At 68.9% G+C, this 25,663-nt stretch carries 24 protein-coding genes and 1 pseudogene; 20 read left to right on the top strand and 5 right to left on the bottom strand.

Features of this window, described 5'->3' with window-relative positions; translation table 11 throughout:
* The first annotated feature begins 9 nt into the window (after positions 1-9).
* A complete protein-coding gene (locus tag ACZ3HL_RS24135) occupies positions 10-1,041 on the top strand; it encodes a TolB-like translocation protein (RefSeq protein ID WP_465533845.1) in 1,032 nt (343 codons plus the stop codon).
* Here the strand turns inward: ACZ3HL_RS24135 and ACZ3HL_RS24140 are convergent.
* Positions 1,022-2,020 (bottom strand): Lrp/AsnC family transcriptional regulator, encoded by a 999-nt coding sequence (locus ACZ3HL_RS24140; RefSeq protein ID WP_465533847.1) that lies wholly within the window; start codon positions 2,018-2,020, stop codon positions 1,022-1,024. The two genes, ACZ3HL_RS24135 and ACZ3HL_RS24140, sit on opposite strands and share 20 nt — an antisense overlap.
* A gap of 159 nt (positions 2,021-2,179) precedes the next feature.
* Here ACZ3HL_RS24140 and ACZ3HL_RS24145 point away from each other — a divergent pair.
* From ACZ3HL_RS24145 to ACZ3HL_RS24170, 6 genes and pseudogenes are all read left to right on the top strand, one after another.
* A pseudogene (locus ACZ3HL_RS24145) lies at positions 2,180-3,690 on the top strand (AbgT family transporter).
* A gap of 50 nt (positions 3,691-3,740) precedes the next feature.
* On the top strand, positions 3,741-4,835 hold the full coding sequence (locus ACZ3HL_RS24150) for a M20 family metallopeptidase (protein ID WP_465534046.1): 1,095 nt from the start codon (positions 3,741-3,743) through the stop codon (positions 4,833-4,835).
* A 57-nt stretch (positions 4,836-4,892) separates the two neighbouring features.
* Positions 4,893-5,033 carry a hypothetical protein gene (locus ACZ3HL_RS24155; protein ID WP_465533849.1) on the top strand — a complete coding sequence of 47 codons (141 nt, stop codon included), beginning with the start codon at positions 4,893-4,895 and terminating at the stop codon, positions 5,031-5,033.
* A gap of 319 nt (positions 5,034-5,352) precedes the next feature.
* Positions 5,353-6,288: a universal stress protein gene (locus ACZ3HL_RS24160; protein WP_465411285.1), complete on the top strand. Its 936-nt coding sequence runs from the start codon at positions 5,353-5,355 to the stop codon at positions 6,286-6,288.
* Positions 6,289-6,384: 96 nt separating this feature from the next.
* Positions 6,385-7,320: a glycoside hydrolase family 43 protein gene (locus ACZ3HL_RS24165; protein ID WP_465533851.1), complete on the top strand. Its 936-nt coding sequence runs from the start codon at positions 6,385-6,387 to the stop codon at positions 7,318-7,320.
* A gap of 62 nt (positions 7,321-7,382) precedes the next feature.
* Positions 7,383-7,619, top strand: coding sequence for a DUF6480 family protein (locus ACZ3HL_RS24170; RefSeq protein ID WP_457954410.1), 237 nt, complete (start codon positions 7,383-7,385; stop codon positions 7,617-7,619).
* Here the strand turns inward: ACZ3HL_RS24170 and ACZ3HL_RS24175 are convergent.
* Together ACZ3HL_RS24175 and ACZ3HL_RS24180 are read right to left on the bottom strand one after the other, a co-directional pair.
* Positions 7,606-8,334: a dienelactone hydrolase family protein gene (locus ACZ3HL_RS24175; protein ID WP_465533854.1), complete on the bottom strand. Its 729-nt coding sequence runs from the start codon at positions 8,332-8,334 to the stop codon at positions 7,606-7,608. The two genes, ACZ3HL_RS24170 and ACZ3HL_RS24175, sit on opposite strands and share 14 nt — an antisense overlap.
* Before the next feature lie 10 nt (positions 8,335-8,344).
* Positions 8,345-9,688 carry an MFS transporter gene (locus ACZ3HL_RS24180; protein WP_465533856.1) on the bottom strand — a complete coding sequence of 448 codons (1,344 nt, stop codon included), beginning with the start codon at positions 9,686-9,688 and terminating at the stop codon, positions 8,345-8,347.
* 370 nt (positions 9,689-10,058) lie between these two features.
* Here ACZ3HL_RS24180 and ACZ3HL_RS24185 point away from each other — a divergent pair, with 370 nt between their 5' ends.
* From ACZ3HL_RS24185 to ACZ3HL_RS24220, 8 genes are read left to right on the top strand one after another with little or no spacing between them, the layout of a single operon-like run.
* Complete coding sequence (locus ACZ3HL_RS24185) at positions 10,059-11,528, top strand: 2-hydroxymuconic semialdehyde dehydrogenase (RefSeq protein ID WP_465533858.1); 1,470 nt, start codon at positions 10,059-10,061, stop codon at positions 11,526-11,528.
* Positions 11,525-12,316 (top strand): 2-keto-4-pentenoate hydratase, encoded by a 792-nt coding sequence (locus ACZ3HL_RS24190; RefSeq protein ID WP_465533859.1) that lies wholly within the window; start codon positions 11,525-11,527, stop codon positions 12,314-12,316. The genes ACZ3HL_RS24185 and ACZ3HL_RS24190 overlap by 4 nt, the downstream gene beginning before the upstream one ends.
* On the top strand, positions 12,313-13,245 hold the full coding sequence (locus ACZ3HL_RS24195) for an acetaldehyde dehydrogenase (acetylating) (RefSeq protein WP_465533861.1): 933 nt from the start codon (positions 12,313-12,315) through the stop codon (positions 13,243-13,245). Before ACZ3HL_RS24190 ends, ACZ3HL_RS24195 begins: the two co-directional genes overlap by 4 nt.
* A complete protein-coding gene (dmpG, locus tag ACZ3HL_RS24200) occupies positions 13,242-14,249 on the top strand; it encodes a 4-hydroxy-2-oxovalerate aldolase (protein WP_465533863.1) in 1,008 nt (335 codons plus the stop codon). Before ACZ3HL_RS24195 ends, dmpG begins: the two co-directional genes overlap by 4 nt.
* Positions 14,246-15,013: a 2-keto-4-pentenoate hydratase gene (locus ACZ3HL_RS24205; RefSeq protein WP_465533865.1), complete on the top strand. Its 768-nt coding sequence runs from the start codon at positions 14,246-14,248 to the stop codon at positions 15,011-15,013. The genes dmpG and ACZ3HL_RS24205 overlap by 4 nt, the downstream gene beginning before the upstream one ends.
* Positions 15,010-15,438 carry a RidA family protein gene (locus tag ACZ3HL_RS24210; protein WP_465411275.1) on the top strand — a complete coding sequence of 143 codons (429 nt, stop codon included), beginning with the start codon at positions 15,010-15,012 and terminating at the stop codon, positions 15,436-15,438. The genes ACZ3HL_RS24205 and ACZ3HL_RS24210 overlap by 4 nt, the downstream gene beginning before the upstream one ends.
* Complete coding sequence (locus tag ACZ3HL_RS24215) at positions 15,435-15,956, top strand: 3-hydroxyanthranilate 3,4-dioxygenase (protein ID WP_465533867.1); 522 nt, start codon at positions 15,435-15,437, stop codon at positions 15,954-15,956. Before ACZ3HL_RS24210 ends, ACZ3HL_RS24215 begins: the two co-directional genes overlap by 4 nt.
* A gap of 1 nt (position 15,957) precedes the next feature.
* The gene (locus tag ACZ3HL_RS24220) at positions 15,958-16,953 is read left to right on the top strand and encodes an amidohydrolase family protein (RefSeq protein WP_465533869.1); all 996 of its coding nucleotides are present in this window, start codon (positions 15,958-15,960) and stop codon (positions 16,951-16,953) included.
* Positions 16,954-16,958: 5 nt separating this feature from the next.
* Here ACZ3HL_RS24220 and ACZ3HL_RS24225 read toward each other — a convergent pair whose 3' ends face one another.
* Complete coding sequence (locus ACZ3HL_RS24225; protein ID WP_465411272.1) at positions 16,959-17,882, bottom strand: LysR substrate-binding domain-containing protein; 924 nt, start codon at positions 17,880-17,882, stop codon at positions 16,959-16,961.
* Positions 17,883-17,908: 26 nt separating this feature from the next.
* On the opposite strand from ACZ3HL_RS24225, the gene ACZ3HL_RS24230 reads away from it, so the two are divergent.
* From ACZ3HL_RS24230 to yicI, 5 genes are all read left to right on the top strand, one after another.
* Entirely contained in the window at positions 17,909-19,075 is a 1,167-nt protein-coding gene (locus tag ACZ3HL_RS24230) for a carboxylesterase family protein (protein ID WP_465533871.1), read from the top strand.
* A gap of 252 nt (positions 19,076-19,327) precedes the next feature.
* On the top strand, positions 19,328-20,605 hold the full coding sequence (locus tag ACZ3HL_RS24235; protein WP_465533873.1) for an ABC transporter substrate-binding protein: 1,278 nt from the start codon (positions 19,328-19,330) through the stop codon (positions 20,603-20,605).
* Positions 20,602-21,486 (top strand): carbohydrate ABC transporter permease, encoded by an 885-nt coding sequence (locus tag ACZ3HL_RS24240; RefSeq protein ID WP_465411269.1) that lies wholly within the window; start codon positions 20,602-20,604, stop codon positions 21,484-21,486. Before ACZ3HL_RS24235 ends, ACZ3HL_RS24240 begins: the two co-directional genes overlap by 4 nt.
* Positions 21,483-22,295, top strand: a complete 813-nt coding sequence (locus ACZ3HL_RS24245) for a carbohydrate ABC transporter permease (protein WP_465533875.1) — start codon at positions 21,483-21,485, stop codon at positions 22,293-22,295. Before ACZ3HL_RS24240 ends, ACZ3HL_RS24245 begins: the two co-directional genes overlap by 4 nt.
* On the top strand, positions 22,292-24,577 hold the full coding sequence (gene yicI, locus ACZ3HL_RS24250) for an alpha-xylosidase (protein WP_465533877.1): 2,286 nt from the start codon (positions 22,292-22,294) through the stop codon (positions 24,575-24,577). Before ACZ3HL_RS24245 ends, yicI begins: the two co-directional genes overlap by 4 nt.
* Before the next feature lie 37 nt (positions 24,578-24,614).
* Here yicI and ACZ3HL_RS24255 read toward each other — a convergent pair whose 3' ends face one another.
* Complete coding sequence (locus ACZ3HL_RS24255) at positions 24,615-25,625, bottom strand: LacI family DNA-binding transcriptional regulator (protein ID WP_465533879.1); 1,011 nt, start codon at positions 25,623-25,625, stop codon at positions 24,615-24,617.
* Positions 25,626-25,663: the final 38 nt, after the last annotated feature.

Raw genomic sequence — 25,663 nt, forward strand, 5'->3', positions numbered from 1 at the left:
GGGGACGGGGTGAAGCTCCCGGTGAAGTTCGGCGTGGCGCTCGCGGGCGTCGCCGCGCTCGCCGCCGCGTCGGTGGTGTACGTGGTGCAGGCCAAGGCGAACAGCCCCGAGCGGCGGACGGCCGACGCGGCGGTCGCGGTGGACTCCTCGGGGCCGGTCGCGCTGGGGGAGCCGGGGAAGCTGCTGTTCCGTAACGGAGCGCCGGGGCCGGGATACGGCAACGTCGCGTCGGTCCCCGTCTTCGAACCCGGCGGTCCGCGGCGGATCAGTTCGCTCGGGTGCGAACGGTTCTACGTGGCGATGGACGGCGGACTGTGCCTGGCGAAGGAACCCACCCCGTTGCCGGGCGCGGTCGCCAAATTCGTCGATTCCGCGCTCGGCGAGGTGAAGCGCATCGACGTCCCCGGCATCCCCAACCGCGCGAAACTCTCACCCGGCGGCCGGATGGGAAGCTGGACCACGTTCGTCACCGGTGACTCGTACTCGACGCCCGGCACCTTCTCGACGCGGACGGCCATCATGGATCGCGAACGGAACGAGCTCTCCAGCAACATCGAGGGCATCCCGCTGCGGATCGGCGACGCGGTCCACCGGGGCGAGGACGTCAACTACTGGGGCGTCACGTTCGCCACCGACGAGCGGACGTTCTTCGCCACGGTCGCCACCGGCGGGCGGACCTATCTCGTGGAAGGTGACAACGAGGCATGGAAGGCACGCACCCTGCGGGAGAACGCGGAATGCCCGTCGTTGTCGCCGGACGGCACGAAACTCGCGTTCAAGAAACGCGTCGCCGACGGCGATGTCCGGCCCTGGCGGGAGCATGTGCTGGACCTGACCACGATGCGGGAGACCCCGCTCGCGGAGGCGCGCAGCATCGACGACCAGGTGGTCTGGCTCGACGACGACACGATCGCCTACGGCCTGCCGCGTGCGGATGGCAAGGAAAGTGACATCTGGTCCGTGCCGGCCGACGGCACCGGATCGCCGCGCCTGCTGGTTCCACTGGCGTCGTCCCCGTCGGTCACGACGGCTCGTCGATGACGGCGAATCTCCCGTCCTCCCGGTACAGCCAGTACCGGCGCAGCATGCGCAACACCACGGAGACCTGCAGTGCGGTGATCCCAGGTAGGGGAGCGAGGTCCCTGGTGAGGAAGTCGGCCATTTCGTCCTCGTTCCGGAACACACCCTGGTGGATGACCGAAGCGGTGCCGGCGACGATCGACACGTACCGTGCCGACGGATGCCGCGCGAGTTCCCCGGCCACGGCCTGGATGGCGCCCGGGGTGATGGTCAGGGCGATGACCGCCTCCAGTTCGTAGCCGAGCTGCGCGGGTTCCACCTCGACGCGGGGCCGGACGATGCCGCGCCGCAACGTCGACTGGATCAGCCGGTACGCGGTGGACTGGCTGAGGTCGAGGCTCCGGCCCGCCTCGGCCGCGGTGATCCGCCCGTTCCCGGCCAGGAGCGCGATGAGCCGTCGCTCGTCCGAGCCCACCTCGTCGGCGTCGAAGCCGTCCGGCGCGGCCGGTACCACCTGTTCCCGGGACAAGATCTTCTGCTGTTCGTCGCTCAACCGGTGCAGACGCCAGGAGTCGGCCCTGGTGAGCGCCCGCAGCACCAGCTCCGAATGGGTGCCCGCCACGCCCGGCACGCCGGGGATGCGCTCGGCGAGCAGCTCGCGCGCCTCGGCTCGATCCGGAACGTGCACGGCCAGGTAGACGTCCGACCGGCCCGCCGTCTCCGCCGCGAGCTGGACCTCGGGAAAGCGCGCAAGCGCCTTCGCCGCCGATCCGGACGCGCCCGGTTCGGTCGTGACCCAGACATGCCGCGGGTTCCCGCGCGCTCTCGCCGTCCACTCGACTTGGCCGATCACCCGGAGGATCCGCTGTTCCTCCAGCCGGACCAGCCGTCGCCCCACCGTGCTGGCGGAGACGTCGAGCGCCTCGGCGAGCGTGGCGACCGAGGCGCGCGGGGCGATCTGGAGCGCCGCGATCAGGTCAAGCTCGGGTTCGGTCATCATTAGGTGAATGTATCAGTCGTCAGGCTCGTTCATATGACTGATTCGTGCGAAATCAAGTTCGGGGTTGCACTATTCGTTCGCTTGAGTTTGTAATGGGCCTCCAATCAGGAAGGAGCCGCGCCGGTGAGTTCCAGCCAGGCCAGAACGACCTCACGTCCGATGAACCTCCTGCTGCGCGCGCTCGACGGCGTCGAGCGGCTCGGCAACAAGCTGCCGCATCCGTTCTGGCTCTTCGCCATCTTGAGCGCGGTGCTGGCTCTGGCCAGCTGGGGGCTCAGCGCGGCCGACGTGTCGGCGGTGAACCCGGCCACGGGCAAACCGGTCGAGGCGAAGAACCTGCTGTCCGCCGACGGCGTGCGGATGATGGTGACCGACGCGGTCAAGAGCTACACGTCGTTCCCGCCGCTGGGCACGATCCTCGTGGTGATGCTCGGCGTGGCGGTCGCCGAGCGGTCCGGTCTGCTCGCGGCCGTGCTCCGGTCCGGTGTTTCGAAGGTCTCGCCGCGATGGGTGACCTTCGCGCTGGCGTTCACCGGAATGGTGTCCCACGTCGCGTCCGACGCCGCCTATGTGGTGCTGATCCCGTTGGGGGCCTTGGCTTTCCGCGCGGTGGGGCGCAGCCCGATCCTGGGCATCGTGGTGGCGTTCGTGTCGATCTCCGCCGGTTATGACGCGAGCCCGCTGATCACGCCGACCGACGCCATCCTGTCCGGGCTGACCACGGCGGCGGCGCAGACGATCGACCCGGCCTATTCGGTCACGCCGCTGGCCAACTACTTCTTCTCGCTCGCCTCGTCGGTCGTGCTGGCCGCCGTGATCACGCTCGTGACCGAGAAGGTCCTCGCGCGGCGCGCCGAGGCGATGCCCGTCGACGACGACGCCGAGGAGGACGACCTCGGCTCGCTCCAGCTCAGCCGCCAGGAACGACGCGGCCTGCTCGCCGCGCTCATCGCACTGGCGGTCTTCGTGGTCGCTCTGGTGCTGGCGGTGCTGCCCTCGTCGTCGCCCCTGCGCGGCAAGGGCGGAAGCATCATCGAGTCACCGTTGCTGACCTCCATCTCGATCTTCCTCGCGCTCGGTTTCCTGGCCGCGGGCTGGGCCTACGGCAGGGTCGCCGGGACGGTGACCAGCAGCCGTGACATCCCGGGGTTCATGGCACACGGATTCCGCGAGATGGCACCGATCCTGGTGCTGTTCTTCGCGATCTCCCAGTTCCTCGCCTACTTCAAGTGGACCGGTATCGGTGAGATCACCGCGATCAACGGCGCCGGCCTGCTCAAATCCGCCGGCGTCTCCGGACCGGTCATCATGCTGGGCATCCTCGTCGTGGTGACCCTGGTGAACCTGATCGTCACCAGCGGCTCCGCCCAATGGGCGCTGATCGGCCCGGTGTTCGTGCCGATCAGCTGATGTTGCTGGACATCCCGCCGGAGACGACGCAGGCGCTGTACCGCATCGCGGACTCGTGCACGAACGCGATCACCCCGATGAGCCCGTATTTCGTGATGGCGCTGGGCTTCCTGCAGCGCTACCGGCGTTCGGCGGGTATCGGCACGCTGTTCTCGATGACGGTCCCGCTCTCGTTCGCCCTGCTGGTGGTGTGGACGTTGCTGTTCTTCGTGTTCTGGGCGTTCGGCATCCCGCTCGGCCCCGGCGCCCCCGTTCGGTAGAAAGGATTCTCTTGTCACACACGGATTGGTCCCGCCAGGCACGGCCGGCCATGCTCGACGATCTGCGGACGATCGTCGAACTGGAGACGCACAGCTACGACAAGCCGATGTTGGACAAAGGACTCGACACCATCCGGTCCTGGGTGTTCGACCGGCTCGGCGCGCCCGAAACCGAGGCTCGTCACACCGACACGGTCCGCGGCGACGTGCTCGAACTGAGCTATGCGGGTACGGCGCCGGGATCGGTTCTGTTGCTGAGTCACTACGACACGGTCTGGCCGACCGGCACGCTCGCCGGCTGGCCGTACACCGACGACGACGGCCGCGTCACCGGGCCGGGCGCGTTCGACATGAAACTCGGTCTGGTGCAGTCGGTCTGGGCTCTGCGAGGCCTCCGCGAACTCGGCCTTCCGCATCCGTCGGTCAAATTCCTCTTCAACGGCGACGAGGAGATCGGCAGCCCCCACTCGCGGCCGTACATCGAAGCGGCCAGTGAAGGCGCGCTGGCCACCCTCGTCTTCGAGGCGTCGCTGGGCGGCAAGCTGAAGACCGCGCGCAAGGGCGTCGGCCTGTTCGACGTGACCGCCGCCGGCGTCGAGGCGCATGCGGGCCTGGACCCGTATGCGGGTGCGAGCGCGATCCACGCCCTCGCCGAGATCGTCGGGCAGCTGGCGTCCGCGGGCTCGCGCGAACTCGGGACCACGGTCAACGTCGGCACGATCTCCGGCGGGACCGGTCGTAACGTCACGGCGGGCGGTGCCGGCTGTGGCGTCGACGTCCGTGTCGCCGAACCGTCCGAAATGGACCGGATCGACAAGGTGTTCGCCGGTCTGGAAGCCACCGATCCTCGCGTGACCGTCTCGGTCGAAGGGGAGTGGAATCGACCGCCGATGACACCGAACGACCCGTCGCGGGCGCTGTTCGCGACCGCGCGGAAAGTGGCCGCCGACGAGGGCTGGCAGCTGGAGGAGACCGCGGTGGGCGGTGCGAGCGACGGCAACTTCGTGTCCGCGCTGGGCCGCCCGGTGCTCGACGGGCTCGGCGCCGTCGGAGGCGGCGCCCACGCGCGCGACGAACACATCCTCGTGCGGCACATCCCGGAACGGACCGCGCTGGCGATCGGGCTGATCACGGCACTCGCCTGACGAGCGGGCCTGCCCGGTCCGCTCGTGGGTACGCGGTAGGCAGGAGGTGTTCGACCCGTGCTTCTGCTGCGCAAGGGGCACGTCGAGGTGATGTCTTCAGTCAGGTATCGCGCGTTCGCCGACCGGCGGATGGCAGGTTGCGAACGCCACTTTCGCAACATTGAAGGACGCGCGGGCGAGTTCTTCAACGCCCGCTGACGTGCCGCTAGGTGCCCATGGTCGAGGCGTGTTGCGAAAGCCACTTTCGCAACGTCTGACGTCCCGAAAGTGGCTTTCGCAACACGGGCCGGCGGCCGGTGCCTCAGCGGTACAGGGCGTGCTCCGCAGTCTCCGGATCCTTGCCCGCGTCCCGGGCCGGCAGCTGGCCCGCGCGGTCGGGCGGCCCGATCCGGTGCTGCTCGGTCTGGTGGCATCGCATTGGCCCTGAGCGAGGTTTCGGTGACCGCCGAACGTGGTATTCATGGGGTTGCCGAGGCCGGGCAGGACGTGAGCAGTGATGTCATCATCGGAATCCACCATGGACAAGGGAGCGGTCGTCGCGGGCTACGACGGCTCCGAAGAAGCACGGAAGGCCGTGCGCTGGGCGGCCGGGGAAGCAGCCGACCGCGGCCGCGGATTGGTCGTCGCCCACGTCGTCGGCTTCCCGCCCGTGCCCGAGGCGCTCCCAGGCGGCGGGGCCTGGCCGCGGCCGGGGTTTCTCGAAGCAGGTCAGGAGACGGCGCAGCGGCACGCCGAGGCCATGCTCGGCGACATCGCGCAGGAATGCCGCCGTGCATGGCCGGGTCTGGCCGTTTCGACGCGGCTGTTGTCCGGCCGCGCACCCGACGAGCTGGCCCGCGCCGCGGAGAACGCGGAGCTGCTGGTCATCGGTTCGTCGGGGCTCACCGCGCTGCCCAGGCTCCTGGTCGGCTCGACGGCCAACGAACTCCTGCACGACTACCACCGGCCCATCGTGGTCGTGCGCACCGGCGACGAACCGGCGGCGGAGGGCGACCGAACGGTCGTGGTCGGCGTCGACGGCTCCGAGACCAGCAGGGAGGCCATCGGGTTCGCCTACGACTTCGCCGACCGGCACGACTGCGTGCTGGTGGCCTTGCATGTCTGGTCCGACCTCCCGCTCGAAGCGATGGCGGTGACTCCTACCGAGCACGACAGGGAGCTCATCGAGGAACGGGGAAAGCCCCTGCTCGACGAATCCCTGGCCGGATATCGGGAACGGTATCCGGACGTCCCCGTGCACCGGGTGATCGCGGTCGACCGGCCCGCTCATGCGCTGGCGGAGCAGGCCGAAGGTGCCACGCTGCTCGTCGTCGGCAGTCATGGACGCGGGCCGCTGCGCCGAGCTCTGCTGGGCTCGGTCAGCCGCGCCATGGTCCACCACGCGCCCTGCCCCGTCGCCGTGGTCCGTCACCACAAGGAGCGCCACGCCGACTACCCGAAGACGCGCGGATGAATCCCGCGGCACCGGGTGAACGACGAAGTACACGCTTCCCGGTGGCAGGACCCCGGCGACACTGCCGACCGCGTCCTCCCGTCCACAGAATCGGTCATGAAGTTCATTCACCGCCTCGTGACTCTCGCCGTCGCCACGACACTCCTCACCGCGCCTCCGGCGTTCGCCATTGGTACGCCGAGACTGCTGATCGGACAGGACTTCCCGGACCCCGACATCGTCAAGACCGACTCCGGTTACCTCGCCTTCTCCACGAGCACGGGCGCGGTGAAGATGCCGTACGCGCACGCTCCGGCGCCGGAAGGTCCATGGCGGATGGCCGGCGACGCCCTCGCGGCCGTACCCAAGTGGGCGAAACCCGACGGCGGGTTCTGGGCCCCCGATGTGACCCGGCTTCCCGACGGCACGTTCCTGCTCTACTTTTCGGCGGCGGTCGCTCCCGGAGGGGAGATGTGCATCGGCGTCGCGACCGCCGCGAAGGCCGAAGGGCCGTACACGCCTGCCGGTGACGGTCCACTGATCTGCGTCCCCGGCGACGGCGGCGACATCGACCCGCAGACCTTTGTGGACTCTGACGGCTCGCGGTACCTGCTCTACAAGAGTGACGGCGCGGCGGTCGGTCCTCCGGCCGCGATCTGGTCGCAGAAACTGCTCGCCGACGGGCGGACATTCGACGGCCCGCGGATCGAGCTGCTGCGCGCCGATCTCACGTCGGAGAACGCGGTCGTCGAGGCACCGTCGGTGGTGAAGACGCCGAGCCGGTACCTGCTGTTCTACTCCGCCGACACGTTCCAGAGTTCCGGCTACCACACGGGATATGCGTCCGCGCCCTCGCTCAGCGGACCGTTCGTGAAAGCCGGTGCGCCGTTCCTGTCCACCGATCTCCTCGGGGGCAAGGTCGACGCGCCGGGTGGGGCCGACATCGTCGACGGCCATATCCACTTCCACGGCTGGCTCGGGGGCGGCCGCACCGCCCGCGGGATGTACCAGCTGCCCATCAGCTTCCCGAACGACGTTCCCCAGCTCGGCTGACAGGGTTCCGTCGCCGTCGTTCGGGTATCCGAACGGTGACACCGACCGAAGGAGCACCGGCGATGACAGCGCAGCCGCCCGACCCGGACCCTGAGAAGACTCCCGACCTCGAACCAGGAGGCGGCGTTTCGCCGGGCGCCACACCGCCGGATTCGGCTCAGACGTCCGGACTCTCGCATCCACAGCCGATGCCCTCCAAAGCGATGCCGGTCGCCTGGCTGATCTTCATCGGCGTCCTCGTCGTCTTGGCGAGCGGCTTCGTCGTCGCGCTGGCGCTGGGATGGCTCAAGCTGGGCTGACGACGGGCACGCATTCGGCGAGCAGGGCGACGACGTCGTGCCACGCTCGTTCCGCGTGGCGCGGGTGATGACCGACGCCCGGGAGCACGGCTTGGTCGACCGTGGGGTGATGGAAGGCGTGCAGGGCGCCGCCGTAGACCACGAGCCGCCAGTCGACGCCCGCCTCCTGCATTTCGGCGGTGAACGCCTCCCGCTGCGCGGGTGGCATGATCGGGTCTTCCGAGCCGACCCCGGCCCAGACCGGGCAGCGGATACGCGCCGCTTCGCCCGGCCGTCCCGTGGTCACCGCGTTGATCGTTCCGATCGCGCGAAGGTCGACGCCGTCGCGGCCGAGTTCCAGCGCGATCGCGCCGCCGGTGCCGTATCCGATGGCGGCGATCCGGTCCGGGTCGGCCCGCGGCTCCGACCGCAGCACGTCGAGGGCCGCGTGGCCGATCTCCCGCATCCGCGCCGGGTCGGCGAGCAGCGGCATCACGTACGCCAGCATCTCCTCGGGGTCCGAGAACCAGCGCCCGCCGTTGAAGTCGAAGGCCAGCGCCACGTATCCCAACTCGGCGAGGGCGTCGGCCCGGCGACGCTGGAAATCGTTCAGTCCCGTTCCTTCCGGCCCGATCAGGACCGCGGGACGGCGGTCGGCACCGGCCGGGAGTGCCAGGTGCCCGACCATCGTCAATCCGTCGGCGGGGTACTCGACCGTGCGCGTGGTGACCGGCATGAAACGGACTCTAACGATCGTCGAGCCCGGCCGGGCCGGTGTTCACGGACAGCGGAACGGCGTCCGGTCCGCGAGTAACGTCCATTGTGGACTGGGAGGGGACCAGGCGGAACAGGACCATCGCGCTGATCATGCTGACGCCGCAGATCGCGGCCAGGTACCCAGTGATGCCGGCGGTCGAGCCGGTGGCGTTGAGCACGGCGGTGGCGATCATCGGAGCGAGTCCGCCGCCGAGGATCGCGCCGCCCTGAAGCAGCAGCGACATACCGGAGAACCGGACGTTGACCGGGAAGGTGTCCGCGATGATGGCGCCCTGCACGCAGTGGGTGATCGGGACGACCAGGCCCATACCCGCCAGCGCGAGCATCGCGAGCCCGGTGGTGCCGGTGTTCAGCAACGGGAAGAACGCGAGGCACCACAGCAGGAGCGCGGCCGAACCGGCGACGAACATGGTGCGCCTGCCGTGACGGTCGGCGATCCGGGTCCAGATCGGGATGGTGGCGAACCACAGCACCGCGGATCCGGTCACCGACAGGATCAGGAACTGCCGGTCGTAATGGAGGTTCTGGGTTCCGTAGGACAGGGTGAAGACCATGAAGACGTAGGCGACCGCCGAGTTCGCCACGCCGACCAGCAGGGTCAGCGCCAGCCTGCCGAAGCCGACCTTGAATGCCTCGCCGAGCGGGAACCGGACCACCTTGTCGTTGCGGGCCGCCTGCGTGAACGACGGTGATTCGGTGATCTTCAGCCGGATCATCAGTCCGATCGCGACCAGCACGAAGCTCAGGAGGAACGGGATCCGCCACCCCCACGCGGCGAACGCGCTCGCGGGCATCACCGCGCTGCTGCCGAGGAACAGCAGATTCGCCAGCACCAATCCGGCCGGGGTGCCCATCTGCGGGAATCCGGCGTACCGGTTCCGTTGGCCGGCGGGCGCGTGTTCCATCGACATCAGGGTCGCTCCCGCGCCTTCGCCGCCGAGCCCGATGCCCTGCACGATCCGCATCGCGACCAGCAGGATCGGCGCCCAGATGCCGATCGACTCGTAGTTCGGGATCAACCCGATCAACGTGGAGCCGACGCCCATCAGCATCAGCGACACCACCAGCGTGGACTTGCGGCCGATCCGGTCGCCGAAGTGCCCGAACACCAGCCCGCCGAGCGGGCGGGCGATGAACCCGACGGCGAAGGTGCTGAAGGCGGCGAGGGTGCCGACCGTGGGACTCAGCGAGGGGAAGAACTGTTTGTTGAAGATCAGCGCGGACGCGGTGCCGTAGAGGAAGAAGTCGTACCACTCGAGGGTGGTCCCGGCGAGCGTGGCGGCGGCGATCTTGCGGGGCGCGGGTGCGTTCATCTGCGAAAACCCAATCGACTCGGGCGACAGCCGATCGCGGCTGCTGGCGATTGGGCAGAAGCCTGACACCGTGAGGCATAGGCCACAAATGCCGAATCGCCGGTCTCCTATGCCTGAACCGGTATACCTCGCCGGTACTGGATGGACGACACGCGTGATCAGATGGACGACACGTGTGATTGGCCGGACGACACACGTGACGTCGGCTCGCGCCGCGTGTTGTCCGCCTGATCACGCGTGTCGTCCATCTGATCACGCGAGATGTCCGTCTGATCACGTGAGCGGGCCGGTTTCGATATGTGCGTATGGGCATGGCTGGCGAGCAGATACGCATTTGTTCCGCATGGCGCGGCCGGACAGAGTGAACGGCATGACAGAGCCAGCGCGGTGGATCCGCAACTTCGTGGACGGTGAGTTCGCCGAGCCCGACGGGCCGGGGTTCCCGGCGGTCGATCCGGCGACGGGCGCGGAGTTCGCCCGGGTGCACGAGGCCGGCCGGGACTTGGTGCACCGCGCGGTCACAGGCGCCCGCGCGGCGTTGCACAACGGCTGGGCGGAGACTCCGGTCAGGGAGCGGACCGCGTTGCTGCGCCGGGCGGCCGACCGGATAGAGGCCCGGTTCGAGGAGTTCGTCGCGGCCGAGGTCGCGGACACCGGAAAGCCGATCACGCAGGCCCGCGAACTGGACGTGGCCCGCGCGGTGGCGAACTTCCGCACGTTCGCCGACGTGATCGCGGCCGCCGGCCAGGAATCGTTCGTCACCGATCTGCCCGGCGGGGCGCAGGCGCTGAACTACGCGGTGCGCAAGCCGCTCGGCGTGGTCGCGGTGATCGTGCCGTGGAACCTCCCGCTGCTGTTGCTGACCTGGAAGGTCGCGCCCGCGCTCGGCTGCGGCAACGCGGTCGTGGTCAAGCCGAGTGATCAGACCCCGTCGACCGCGACCCTGTTGGCCGAGGTGCTGGCCGAAGTCGGCTTGCCAGCGGGCGCCTACAACGTGGTGCACGGGTTCGGCGGCGATTCGGCGGGGCAGTACCTGACAGAGCATCCCGGCATCGACGGGGTGACGTTCACCGGCTCGTCGGCCACCGGAACCCAGGTGATGCGCACGGTCGCGCCCCGGGTCCGGCCGGTGTCGTTCGAACTCGGCGGGAAGAACGCCGCCATCGTGTTCGAGGACGCGGATCTCGACGAGACGCTCGCCGGGCTGACCCGGTCGGTGTTCGCGAACACCGGGCAGGTGTGCCTGTGCACCGAGCGGGTGTACGTGCAGCGCTCGGTGTTCGAGGACGTGGCGGCCGGGCTGGTGGAGCGGGCTCGCAGCCTGCGGCTCGGCGACCCGTCGGCGGAGCGGACCACCACCGGTCCGCTGATCTCGCCGGAGCACCGGCGCAAGGTGCTGGACTACCTCGCGCTGGCGGAGAAGGCCGGCGCCAAAACCCTGACCGGCGGCGGGATTCCCGAGCTCGGTCCGGAACTCGACGGCGGCTCGTGGCTGGAGCCGACCCTGTGGGCCGGCCTGACCAACGAGGACCGGCCGGTGCGCGAGGAGATTTTCGGCCCGGTGGCCGCGCTGATCCCGTTCGACACCGAGGACGAGGCGATCGCGCTGGCCAACGACACCGAATACGGGCTCGCGTCGTCGGTGTGGACCCAGGACCTGCGCCGGGGACACCGGGTCGCGCAGGCCATGCACGTCGGCATGTCGTGGGTGAACACCTGGTTCCTGCGTGACCTGCGCTCGCCGTTCGGCGGGATGGGGCTTTCCGGGATCGGCCGGGAGGGCGGCGCCTCTTCGCTGCACTTCTACACCGAGCCGACGAATGTGTGCGTGCGGCTGTGACCGCGGCGATCGATGCGGCCGCGGCCCGGCTCGCGACCGCGGCGAGCACCGCCACCCCCTGCCCGCCGGTGCGGGAATTCCTCGGCGCACAGGACGTTGACGCGGCCTACGCGGTGCAGCGCAGGCTGCGTGACCAGCGGGTCGAGGCAGGCGCCAGGGTGGCCGGGGCGAAGATCGGGCTGACCGCGCCTTCGGTGCAGCGGCAGTTCGGCGTGTATCAGCCGGACTTCGGCGTGCTGTTCGACGACATGCTGTACGCGCACACCGAACCCGTCCCGTACCGGCGGTTCCTGCAACCTCGCGCGGAAGGCGAGATCGCGTTCGTGCTCGGCCGCGACCTGGACGTGCCGGGCGCATCGGTCGCGGACGTGCTGCGGGCGACCGAGTTCGTGCTGCCCGCGATCGAGATCGTCGACTCGCGGATCGGCGCCTGGGATCTCTCCATCGTGGACACGGTGGCGGACAACGCGTCCAGCGGCGCGGTGGTACTGGGCTGCACCCCGATCGCGCTGACCGGCCGGGATCTCGCCGCGACCGGGATGACGTTGGAGCTGGACGGTGAGCCGGTGTCGTTCGGTGCGGGCCACGCCTGCCTCGGGTCGCCGGTGGCCGCGGTCGCCTGGCTGGCCCGAGAGCTGGCCGCTCGCGAGCAGCCGTTGCGCGCCGGCGACGTGGTGATGTCCGGGGCGCTCGGTCCGATGGTGCCGGTCACGGGGGCGGGCCGGTTCCGGTTGCGGCTGGACGGACTCGGCGAGGTCGACGCGGTGATCGAGGAGGAGATTCAGTGACAGCAACGGTTCCGGTCGCCGTCATCGGCTCCGGCAACATCGGTACCGATCTGATGATCAAGGTGCTGCGGTTGTCGAAGACGCTGCGGATGGCCGCGATGGCGGGTATCGACCCAGCGTCGGACGGCCTGGCCAGGGCCGCCAGGCTCAAGGTGGCCACCACCCACGACGGTATCGACGGCCTCGCCGCGCTACCGGAGTTCGCCGGCGTGCGGGTGATCTTCGACGCGACCTCCGCCGGCGCGCACCGGCGACACGCCGAGGTGGCCGAGGCGCACGGCAAGCTGATGATCGACCTGACCCCGGCCGCGCTCGGCCCGTTCGTGGTGCCGCCGGTGAACCTGGACGAGCACCTCTCCGCGCCGAACGTGAACATGGTGACCTGCGGCGGACAGGCCACGATCCCGATCGTGGCGGCGGTGTCCTCGGTCGCCCCGGTCGCGTACGCGGAGATCGTCGCGTCGATCTCGTCCCGCTCGGCGGGGCCGGGCACCAGGGCGAACATCGACGAGTTCACCGAGACCACCGCGGCCGCGATCCGCGAGGTCGGCGGCGCGGCGATGGGCAAGGCGATCATCGTGCTGAACCCGGCCGACCCGCCGATCGTCATGCGGGACACGGTGTACTGCCTGGTCGAGGGCGAGCCGGACCAGGAGAAGATCGCGGCGTCGGTCCGGCAGATGGCCGACCGCGTGCGCGAGTACGTGCCGGGCTACACCCTGAAACAGGAAGTGCAGTTCGACCCGGTGTCCCGGCAGTGGGTGCCCGAGCTCGGCCGGGAGATCTCCGGGCTCAAGGTCTCGGTGTTCCTCGAAGTGCTCGGCGCGGCCCACTATCTGCCGGACTACGCGGGAAATCTCGACATCATGACCTCGGCGGCGCTGCGCACGGCCGAGCGGATCGCCGAATTGAGGGGATGGCTCGCATGAAGGTCTACCTCCAGGACGTGACCTTGCGCGACGGCATGCACGCGATGGGGCACGCGTACACAGTGGACCAGGTCCGGCGGATCGTGTCCGCCGTGGACAAGGCCGGGGTGGCGGCGATCGAGGTCGCCCATGGCGACGGGATCGGCGGCTCCAGCGCGACCTACGGATTCGGCGCCCACACCGACGAAGAGTGGATCACCGCGGCCGCGGAGGTGATCGAGAACGCCACGCTGACCACGTTGCTGCTGCCCGGTATCGGCACCATCGGCCAGCTGCGCCGCGTCCGCGACCTCGGGGTGCGCAGCGTGCGGATCGCCACCCACTGCACCGAGGCCGACGTGGCCGCGCAGCACATCGCCTGGGCTCGCGAGCACGGCATGGACGTGTCCGGATTCCTGATGATGAGCCACCTCTCCACGCCGGCCGCGCTCGCCGAACAGGCCAGGCTGATGGAGTCCTACGGCGCGCATTGCGTGTACGTCACCGATTCCGGCGGCCGGTTGACGATGAACGGGGTCGCCGACCGGATCGACGCGTACCGGCAGGTGCTCGGCCCGCAGACCGAGATCGGCATCCACGCGCACGAGAACCTCTCCCTTTCGGTGGCGAACGGCGTGACCGCGGTCGAGCACGGCGCCTACCGGGTGGACGTCGCGCTGGCCGGGCAGGGCGCGGGGGCGGGCAACTGCCCGGCCGAACCGTTCGTCGCGGTCGCCGACCTGCTCGGCTGGGAACACGGCGCGGACCTGTTCGCATTGCAGGACGCGGCGGACGACCTGGTCCGCCCGCTGCGGGAGCGGCCGGTCCAGGTGGACCGGGAGACGCTGACCCTCGGGTACGCCGGGGTGTACTCGAGCTTCCTGCTGCACGCCGAACGCGCAGCCGCCCGCTACGGACTGGACACCCGGCGGATTCTCACCGAGGTCGGCAGGCGGAAGCTGGTCGGCGGGCAGGAGGACATGATCGTGGACATCGCACTCGACCTGGTACGGAGCGGCACATGATGGCCATCGCGGAGATCTCGGCGCTCGCCGAACGGCTGGACACCGCGCAGACGTCGCGTGCGGACACGCCGAGCCTCGCCGACGACCACGAGTTCGACATCGCCGACGCGTACGCGATCCAGGCCGCGCTCGTGGCCCGCCGGGAGGGCCGTGGCGAGCGGGTGCTCGGCGTGAAGCTGGGGCTGACCAGCAAGGCGAAGATGGCGCAGATGGGCGTGTCCGAAGTGATCGCCGGCAGGCTCACCGACGCGATGCGGGTAGCCGACGGCGGCGAGGTTTCGCTGGCGGGCTTCATCCACCCCAAGGTGGAACCGGAGATCGCCTATCGACTGGCCCGCGATATCGGCCTCGACGACCCCTCGTTCGACGTGGAGTCCGCCGTGGACGCGATGGCGCCGGCGATCGAGATCATCGACTCCCGGTACCGGGATTTCCGGTTCACCCACACCGACGTGGTCGCGGACAACACCTCGGCCGCCGGGTTCGTGCTCGGCCCGTGGCGCGCGTTCGGCGAGGCGGCGAACCGGGCGGTGCGGCTGCGCTCCGGGGACCGCGAGGTGATCGGCTCGACGTCGGCGATCCTCGGCGATCCGGTGCGCGCGCTGCACGCGCTGGTCGAGCTGTGCCGGAAACGGGACATCCCGCTGCGGGCCGGGCAGGTGGTGCTGGCCGGGGCGGCGACCGAAGCGGTGCCGTTCGCGCCCGGCGTCGCCGAGGCGCACATCGCCGGGCTCGGCCGGGTCTCGGTGCGGGGGCTGGCATGAGCGGGCGGGTCATCTCCGGGCTGGCCAAGCCGCGGGGCAGGTTCCCTCATGTGAAGGTCGCCGGAGACCTGGTCTTCGTGTCCGGTACCAGCTCCCGTCGTCCGGACAACACGTTCGCCGGTGTCGAGGTGGACGAACTCGGCACCACGAACCTGGACATCCGGGCGCAGACCCGCGCGGTGATCGAGAACATCCGAGGCATCCTGCACGAGGTCGGCGCCGACCTCACCGACATCACGCAGATCACCACCTTCCTGGTTTCGATGAACGATTTCGGCGGCTACAACGAGATCTACGGCGAGTACTTCGACGAAACGGGCCCTGCCCGCACGACGGTCGCGGTGCATCAGCTGCCGCATCCGCATCTGCTGATCGAAATCCAGGCGATCGCTCATCTACCGAAAGACACGGAGGTTCCGCGATGACCGGCATTCCCGAGGTCGTCAATTTCCGGGCATGGATCGCCGAGCACGAGCATCTGCTCAAGCCGCCGGTGAACAACCGGACCATGGCGCTCGGCAAGGACTTCATCGTGCAGGTCGTCGGCGGGCCGAACCAGCGCACCGACTTCCACGTCGACCCCTACGAGGAATGGTTCTACCAGCTCAAGGGCAACATGCACGTGAACATCATGACCGACGAGGGCCAGAAGACCATCCGCATCTCCGAGGGGGACACGTGGCTGCTGCCGGGCGACATCCCGCACTCGCCGCAGCGCCCGGAAGCCGAATCGATCGGCCTGGTCATCGAACGCGTCCGTGAAGAGGGCACGCTGGAGAAGTTCCAGTGGTACTGCCTCGAATGCGACGCACTGGTGCACGAGGTGGAACTCCAGGTGCGCGACATCGTCGAGGATCTGCCGCCGGTCTTCACCGCCTTCTACGGCGACGAGCAGGCCCGTACCTGCGGCGGCTGCGGTGCCCTCCACCCCGGGAAGGGCTGAGATGACCGGCCTGATCGACATCCACACGCATTACGTGCCGAACGGCTGGCCGGATCTGCGCGCGGACGCCGGGCCGGACGCGCCGTGGCTGCGTGCGGAGACCGAGACCGAGGCGATGATCATGATGGGGGAGAAGGAGTTCCGCCGGATCGGTGCGGACTGCTGGAACGCGGAGACCCGGCTGCTGGACATGGACGCCGACGGCGTGCGCACCCAAGTGGTCTCCCCGACGCCCGCGTTCTTCAACTACGGCCGGACCGCCGAGCAGGCGGGCCGGATCGCCCGGATCTTCAACGACCTGGCGCTGGAGATCGTCGCGCCGGCGCCGGACCGGCTGATCCCGTTCTGCCAGGTTCCGTTGCAGGACACCGACGCGGCGTGCCGCGAACTGGAGCGTTGCCTCGCCGCGGGGCATCGCGGGGTGGAGATCGGCAACCACGTCGGCGACCAGGACCTCGACAGCGCCGGGGTGGAGACCTTCCTGCAGCACTGCGCGTCGCTCGGGGTCCCGGTGTTCGTGCACCCGTGGGACATGGCCGATTCGCCCCGGCTCGACCGGTGGATGGCGCGATGGCTGACCGCGATGCCCGCCGAAACGCATCTGTCGATCCTCGCGCTGGTGCTCGGCGGGGTCTTCGACCGAATCGATCCGAGCCTGAAGATCTGCTTCGCCCACGGTGGCGGGTCGTTCGCGTTCTGGCTCGGCCGGATGGAGAACGCGTGGCATCGGCGGAACGACGTGATCGGCACCTCGGAGTTCCCGCCGTCGCACTACCTCGACCGGTTCCACGTCGACTCGGTGGTCTTCGACGAGCGCGCGCTGCGGCTGCTCGTGGACACGCTCGGCCCCGAGCGGGTGATGGTCGGCAGCGACTACCCGTACCCGCTCGGCGAACGTCCGGTCGGCGAGGTGGTGCGGAAGAGCGGTTTCCTGAGCGAGTCCGAGCGGCGGCTGATCACCAGCGGGAACGCCGAACGCTTCCTGTCCCTGTCGTGACCGTCCTAATCGGACATTCCGGTGGCGACGTCGGTCAGGCTGCGGATCAGCGCGTCCACCGACGGGCTGAGCGTGCGCTGGGCGGGCAGGGTGAGCCCCACGCTGTGGCCGATGGGTTCCAGCGCCAGCCCGATCCTGGTGATCCTGGGGTCGTCCTTGGTGATCAGGCTGGGCAGCGCGGCGATCACGTCGGTCTCCAGCAGCAACTGCCGCACGGTGAGGAACGAGGTGGTCTCCACCCGGTTCGCGGGGAGCGGGAAACCGTTGCGGGTGAACAACTGCTCCAGCTCGCGGCGCAACGCGGTCTCCGCGCCGGGGAGGATCCACGGGTACTCCGCGAGATCGGCCAGCTCGACGCCGGTCGCGCCCGCCAGTGGATGCGCGGTGCGCACCACCAGATCCACCGACTCGTCGTACAGCTTGCGCCGTTCGATCCGCTCGTCCGAAGGCGCCGTCAGCCTGCCGATGATCAGGTCGACCCGGCCCGCCTCCAGCTCGACCAGCAGGGCTTCGGGAGAGCCTTCCCGGACCACGATGGTCAGATACGGCCGCTCGGTCTTGATCGCCGCGATCGCGCGCGGCAGCAGCATGTTCGACCCCGCGAGATGGGTGCCGACCACCACCGTGCCGCGTTCGGCGTCGGCCAGCTCGGCGACGTGCCGCCCGGCCTGTTCGAGCTGGGCGAGCACCGCGCGGGCGTGGCCGGTGAACGCCTCGCCGAACACGGTCGGGGTGATGCCGCGCGGGCCGCGTTCGAACAACCGCACGTCGAGGATCTCTTCGAGTTCGTGCAGACTTCGGGTCGCCACCGGCTGCGTCACGTGCAGCTCGGCGGCGGCCCCGACCACGGTGCCCTGCCTGGCCAGCGCGTCGAGCAGGACGAGGTGGCGGAACTTCAGTCGACCGTCCAGCAGGCGAGGCAAGATCACCAGCCGATCCTACCCGCGAGGTGCGTATGACCACGATTGTCCGAACCGGACCGATTCGCTATGCCATAGCGGCGCGGTTCGCGCCGCCGGTCGCCGTTTCGGAGCAGGCGCCATCGAGCGGGGAGATCAGCCCGCAGCCGCCGTCCCGGCTGGACCGCGTGATGGGTCCGCCGCGCGATCGGCTCCCGCAGGGCGAGGACTGTCTCAACTTGACGGTCACCACTCCGGGCCTGGACGACGGACGCAGGCCGGTGCTGGTGTGGCTGCACGGAGGCGGTTTCTCCAGCGGTGGCGGGTTGCTCGACTGGTACGACGGCGGCGCGCTGGCGGCCGAAGGCGACGTGGTGGTGGTCGGCGTCAACTACCGGCTCGGCGCGCTGGGCTACCTGTACCTGGACGGCGTCAGCCCCGGCAACCTCGGGCTGGCCGACCAGGTCGAGGCGCTGCGCTGGGTGCGGGCCAACATCGCGGCCTACGGCGGGGATCCGGAGAACGTGACGGTCGCCGGCCAGTCCGCGGGCGGCATCTCCATCCGCCTCCTGATGGACCTGCCCGAGGCTCGCGGCCTGTTCCGGCGGGCGATCCTGCAGAGCGCGCCGCTCGGCCTCGCCACCCGGCCGCCCGAGCACGCGGCGAAACTCGGTCAGGTGTTCGCCGACGCGCTCGGCACCGACCCGCACACCGCCGGAATCCCGGAAATCCTCGCCGCGCACAAGGAAACCGCGCTGACCAACCTGCGGCTCACCGGCGATCCGATGGGACCGGCGTTCGTTCCGGTGGACACGCCGGAGAAGGCGTCCTTCACGGACAACGTGCGTGACCTCGACGTGCTGTACGGCTGGAACGCCGACGACATGACCGCGTTCCCCGGCGCCGCGGGCACCGACGAGATCTACGCCGAACCTCTGGCCGCTTTCGGCGACCGCCTGCGCTCGGCCGGTGCCGGCGTCTGGTCGTACCGGCTCGACTGGCGGCCCGAAGGGTCGGAGTTCGGCGCCACCCACTGCCTGGAACTGCCGCTGCTGCTCGGCACCGAGCGGGCCTGGCAGGACAGCCCGATGCTCGGCACGGTTCCGTGGCCCGAGGTCGACGCTTTCGGCACCGCCCTCCGCTCGGTCTGGACGTCCTTCGCCCGCAGCGGCACCCTCGACCCCACTCCGGTCGCGGACCACCCCGTGCGGTTCGACCCGTAACTCGCGTGGCCAGAGCCGTAACTCGCGTGCTTGGAGGCGTAACTCGCGAGTTACGCCTCCACGCACACTCACAGGCCTGGTGAAAAGGCCCTGACAGTAGAGGTGGGAGCGCGCCCGGTCAAGACGTTGTGCTGACCGGGCGCGCGGTCCTATCGTGTCCATCGAAGCGCTTCGACAGTTCGGGTCACCGCGGATTCCGAAGGAGGCCACGATGGCAGGCGGGTATCACCGACTTCTCTGGAGGGACCTCTGATGTCGAAGCGAGTGCTGGCCGCCGCCATGGTCGCCATGCTGGCCGTCGCGGGCTGCGGGTCCGGATCCGGCAGCGGTGACCCGAAAACCCTGAAGTTGTGGCACTACGAGGCGCCGGACAGCGCGATGGGCGTCGCCTGGGCCGAGGCGATCAAGCAGTTCGAAGCGAGCCATCCCGGGGTCAAGGTCGCCTTCGAGGAGAAGGGGTTCGAGCAGATCCAGAAGACGGCGCCGATGGTGCTCAATTCGGGCGACGCGCCGGACATCCTGGAGTACAACAAGGGGAACGCCACCGCGGGGCTGCTGTCCAAACAGGGCTTGCTGACCGACATCAGCGAAGAGGTCGCCAAACGCGGCTGGGACAAGCAGCTCACCCCGGCGCTCCAGACCACCGCTCGTTACGACGAGAACGGCGTGATGGGATCCGGCAACTGGTACGGCGTCCCGAACTACGCCGAGTACGTGAAGATCTTCTACAACAAGGACATGTTCGCGCAGCAGGGTCTCGAAGAGCCGAGGACCATCGAGCAGCTGACCGCCGCAATGGCCAAATTCGCCGGGGCCGGGGTCACCCCGCTGGCCGTCGGCGGCTCCGAGTACCCGGCGCATCAGGTCCTCTACCAGCTCGCCCTCACCAAGGCCGACCGCGGCTGGGTGGACCGCTACCAGCGCTACACCGGCAAGGTGGATTTCCACGACGCCGCGTGGACCTACGGCGCGACGACCTTCGCCGACTGGGTGCGGAAGGGCTACATCAGCAAGGATGCCGCCGGCGTCGACGCCGAGGCCATGGGCATGTCGTTCATGCAGGGCAAATACCCGATCATGATCAGCGGCAGCTGGTGGTACGGCAGGCTGGTGCAGAGCATCAAGGACTTCCAGTGGGGTTCGGTGCCGTGGCCGGGGATGACCTCGGGTTCCGCGGGCAACATGTGGGTCATCCCCAAGGGAGCGAAGAACCGCGACCTCGCGCTCGACTTCATCGCGATCACGATGTCCCAGCCCGTCCAGGACAAGCTGCGTGAGGCAGGCGGTGTCCCGGTGGTGAACGGTTCCACGCCACCGTCCGAGCCGCGGCTCAAGGATCTGGTGGAAGACTTCACCGCTCTGTCCACACAGGACAAGCTCGCGTTCTATCCCGACTGGCCCGCGCCCGGGTACTACGACGTCCACGTCTCGGCGACGCAGAAGCTCATCACCTCCAGCGCCCAGCCGTCGCAGGTGCTCGACGAGCTCGCCAAGCCGTACGAGGAGAACCTGGCGAACGTCGGCAAATGACCAGGGGACGGGGAAACTACCTGCTCTTCCTGATCCCCGGCGCGGTGCTGCTGATCGCGGTGATCCTGGTGCCGTTCGCGATGAACATCGGTATCAGCTTCACCCAGTGGTCCGGTGCCGGCGATCCGAAGTGGACAGGACTGGAGAACTACCGGCGGTTGTTCGCGGACGACGTCTTCTGGGCGTCGTTCCGCCACAACCTCGGGCTCGTCGTGGCGATGGCCATCGTGCCGACCGTGGTGGGGCTGGTGATCGCGGCCGCGCTGTTCGATTTCGTGGCCAAACGGTTCGGGACGCGGGCGGCCAGCGTGCTGCGAGCCTGCGTCTACCTGCCGCAGGTGCTGCCGATCGCGGTCGCCGGCATCGTGTGGAGCTGGATCCTCGCGCCCGAGGGCGCGGTCAACGAGCTCCTCTCCGCCGTCGGGCTCGGCTCGCTCGCCCAGAACTGGCTGGGCGACCCGGATCTCGCGCTGTGGAGCGTGATGGGCGTGATGGTGTGGATCCAGGTCGGCTATCCGGTGGTCATCTTCATGGCCGGGATGCAGCGTGCCGATCCTTCTCTGCACGAGGCGGCGGAGCTGGACGGCGCGTCGTGGTGGGGCCGGTTCTGGCATGTGACCGTGCCGCAGCTGCGGCCCGAGGTCTTCGTGGTCCTGCTGACCTGCACGATCGCCGCGTTGAAGGTGTTCGGGCCGATCTACGTGCTGACCAGGGGAGGCCCGGGAGGGTCCACCAACGTGCCGTCGTACTACTCGTTCCAGAACTTCTTCGAGAAGACGCAGGTCGGCTACGGCGCGGCGATCGCGACCGTGCTCACGGTGCTGATCCTCGTGCTCACCACGGTGTTCCTCCGGGTCCAGAAGCGGGGTGAGCACGCGTGAAACGGCACATGACGCTCTGGTCGTTGATCGTTCTCGCGGTCGTGATGCTGGCGCCGTTCCTGGTCGTGGCGCTGAACGCGCTGAAATCCCCGGCCGAGTACGCGGCGGACGGCCCGTTGTCCTTTCCGGACGGGGTGTACCTGCAGGGGCTGATCGACTTCTGGGTCCGGGTCGGGTTCGGGCAGAAACTGCTCAACAGCGTCGTGATCAGCGGGTCGGTCGCGGTGCTCGCGGTGGTGATCTCGGTGCTGAACGCCTACGCGCTGGGCATCGGACGGGTCCGCGGCAGGACATGGATCCTGGTCGCCTTCCTCATCGCGAACACGCTGCCGCAGGAAGCGCTGGCGTACCCGCTGTACTTCCTCGCCAACGAGACCGGTCTTTACGACACCCAGCTCGGCGTGATCATCATCTTCACCATCATCCAGGCCGCGTTCGGCACCTACCTGCTGTCCTCGACGTTCGTCGGATTCCCGCACGAGCTGCTCGAGGCCGCCTATCTCGACGGCGCGAACAAATGGCAGACCCTGGTGCGCGTCGTGGTGCCGATCAGCAGGCCGACCCTCGGCGTGCTGTTCGTGTTCTTCTTCATCTGGACGTGGAACGAGTTCTTCCTGCCGCTGATCCTGCTCATCTCCAACGACACCCAGACCGTCCCGGTCGCGCTGGGTGTGTTGCAGGGCCAGCGGATGATGGACGCGACCATGACCAGTGCCTCGGCGTTGCTCGGGGTCATCCCGGCGATCGCCTTCTTCCTGATCTTCCAGCGGACGTTGACACGTGGCATCACGGCAGGGGCGGTCAAATGAAGTTCAGCAACGGCTATTGGCTGCTGCGCGACGGGGTACAGGCGGCGCATCCGGTGGAGGTGTACGACCTCACCGCGGGGGACGACCGGATCGTGGTGCACGCGCCGACCCATCCCGTCCGCCACCGTGGAGACCTGTTGAAGGGGCCGGTGGTGACGGTCGGGTTCTCCTCGCCGATGCCGGACGTGATCGGGGTGAGCGTCACGCATTTCGAGGGCGGCCTGCCGCAAGAACCCCGCTTCGAGCTGTCGGCCGTCGACGAGGAGGCGAAGATCTCCGAGGACGGGCACACGCTCACGACGGGCGCGTTGTCGGTGCGCCTCCACCGCGGTGAGGGGTGGAAGGTCGACTTCGTCGCGGACGGCAAGGTGCTCACCACCAGCGGGGCCAAGGGCATGGGCTTCATGAGCCTCGACGGCGAGCATCATGTCCGCGACCAGCTGGACCTCGGTGTGGGGACCCAGGTCTACGGGCTCGGCGAGCGGTTCGGGCCCTTGGTGCGCAACGGGCAGGTCGTCGACATCTGGAACGCCGACGCCGGCACGAGCAGCGAACAGGCCTACAAGAACGTCCCGTTCTACCTGACCAACGCCGGTTACGGCGTGTTCGTCGACCATCCGGGGCACGTTTCCTTCGAGGTCGCCTCCGAAGCGGTGTCGCGGGTGCAGTTCAGCGTCGTGGGCCAGTCCCTGGAGTACTACGTGATCTACGGGCCGAGCCCGAAGGAGATCCTGCGCAAGTACACGGCGCTGACCGGCAAACCGGCGCTCCCGCCCGCGTGGTCGTTCGGGCTGTGGCTGTCGACGTCGTTCACCACCTCCTACGACGAGGAGACCGTCTCGGGGTTCGTCGACGGCATGATCGAACGCGATCTGCCGCTGAGCGTGTTCCATTTCGACTGCTTCTGGATGCGCGAATTCAACTGGTGCGACTTCGAATGGGACCCGCGGACGTTCCCGGACCCCGTCGGCATGCTGGAGCGGCTGAAAGCGCGGGACCTGCGGATCTCGGTGTGGATCAACCCGTACGTGGCGCAGCGATCGCCGCTGTTCGCCGAGGGCGTCGCGGGCGGATACCTGCTGCGGAAACCGAACGGCGACGTGTGGCAGTGGGATCTCTGGCAGCCGGGAATGGCGCTGGTCGACTTCACCAACCCCGCGGCGCGTGCGTGGTACGCGGCCAAATTGGACGCTCTGCTCGAACAAGGCGTGGACTGTTTCAAGACCGACTTCGGCGAGCGGGTGCCGACGGACGTCGTCTACTTCGACGGGTCAGACCCCGAACGCATGCACAACTACTACACCTATCTCTACAACAAGACAGTGTTCGACGTGCTCCGCGAACGGCGCGGGGAGGGCGAAGCGGTCGTGTTCGCGCGCTCGGCGACCGCCGGTTCGCAACAGTTCCCGGTGCATTGGGGAGGCGATTGCGAGTCGACGTACGAGTCGATGGCCGAGAGCCTGCGTGGCGGCCTTTCCCTGGGCCTGTCCGGCTTCGGGTACTGGAGCCACGACATCGGCGGCTTCGAAGGCACCCCGGATCCGGCGCTGTTCAAACGCTGGATCGCGTTCGGGATGCTGTCCTCGCACAGCAGGTTGCACGGCAGTTCGTCCTACCGCGTGCCCTGGCTGTTCGATGAGGAGGCCGTCGACGTCCTGCGGGTGTTCTCCAAGCTCAAGGCACGGCTGATGCCGTACCTGTGGCACGCGGCGGAACAGGCGGCGGCCGAGGGCACGCCGATGATGCGGGCGATGGCGCTGGAGTTCCCCACCGATCCGGCCTGCGCCCACCTGGAGCGGCAGTACATGCTCGGCGACTCGCTCCTGGTGGCACCGGTGTTCTCGGACGAGGGCGAGGTGACCTACTACGTGCCGGACGGGGTGTGGACCGACTTCTTCACCGGCGAGGAGATCGAGGGGCCGCGGTGGGTGACCAAGGTCTGCGACATGCTCACCGTCCCGCTGCTCGTGCGTCCCAACACCGTGCTGCCGCTGGGTGCCGTCGACGACCGGCCGGATTACGACTACGCCGACGGCGTCACGCTGCGGCCGTACCGGCTCGAAGACGGCGCCAGGATCACGACCACCGTCGGCGACTCGACGTTCCGCACGCGCAGGGAGGGCGAAAGCGTCCACATCGACGTCGATTCCGCACCCGAGGTATGGCAGGTGGCGTTTCCCGGGGGCGACGAGACGATCGTGGCGACGGGAAGCGCGTTGACGATTCGCGGTGCGGTCTCCCCGGCGGAAGGCCGCGCTGGGTCATCTGGGGCGCCCGCCTGAGTGTCGCGAAAGCCCCCTCCGAGCCAGTGGTTACCCCTCAATGAGAAGGCGCCGGGCCCGTGCTGCCTCGCTCGGTCAGGCGGGGCGACAGCAGCCGGACCTCGGCCTGGCCTCCGTCGTCGAGGTGGCGCATCGCCATCTCGACGGCGAGGCTGCCGAGTTCCGCGGCGGGGATGGCGATCGACGTGAGCTGGACCGACTGCGCCTCGGCCATGTCCTCCGGGCAGACGGCCAGTACCGAGATGTCCTGGGGAACCTGTTTGCCGCGACGGTTCAGTTCGGACAGCAACGGGCCGAGGATGGCCTCGTTGTGCACGACCAGGCCGGTGACGCCGGGATGCTGGGCGAACACGTCGTCGAGGCAGGCGCGCAGCGCGTCGTAGGAAGGCGCGCACGGGAACGAGCCGGCGCGCACCTTGCGTTTCGTGGCCGTCTGGCGGAAGCCGCGCAGGAAGCGTCCCGCGTAGCTCGTGCCGCGTTTGTAGACCGCCGGGGAGGGGCCGATCAGCGCGATCTCGCGATGACCGAGGTCGGCCAGATGCGTGACGCTCGCGGAGCCGGCGGCGGTGAAGTCGAGATCGACGCAGGTCAGGTCGCCGGGGTCGGAGGGGACGCCGATCAGCACCACCGGCCGGTGCAAGGATCTCAGCACCGGCAGCCGGGGCTCGGAGGTCTCGACGTCCATCACGATCAGCGCGTCCGCGATGGCGGACGCCGCTATCCGGCGCAGTCCGTCCGGGCCTTCGTTCTTGGTCAGCAGGAGTACGTCGTGGTCGTACGTGCGTGCCTCGGTGACGGTGGCCGCGACGAACTGCATGACCACCGGGACGTTCAGGTCCGTCCGCAGCGGGACGACGAGCGCGAGCACGTTGGTGCGGCTGCTGGCCAACGCGCGGGCGCCCGCGTTCGGGTGGTAACCGAGTTCGGTGATGCTGTGCTGGACACGGCGGCGGGTGTCCTCCGAGATCGAACGTCGTCCGGACAGCACGTAGGACACGGTGCTGGGGGAGACCCCGGCCGCCCGGGCGACGTCTGCGATGGTGACCATCAGCCGATGATAGTGCGAGTCGAATCGATTCGACGGGG

The organism is Amycolatopsis sp. NPDC000009 (assembly GCF_055563465.1).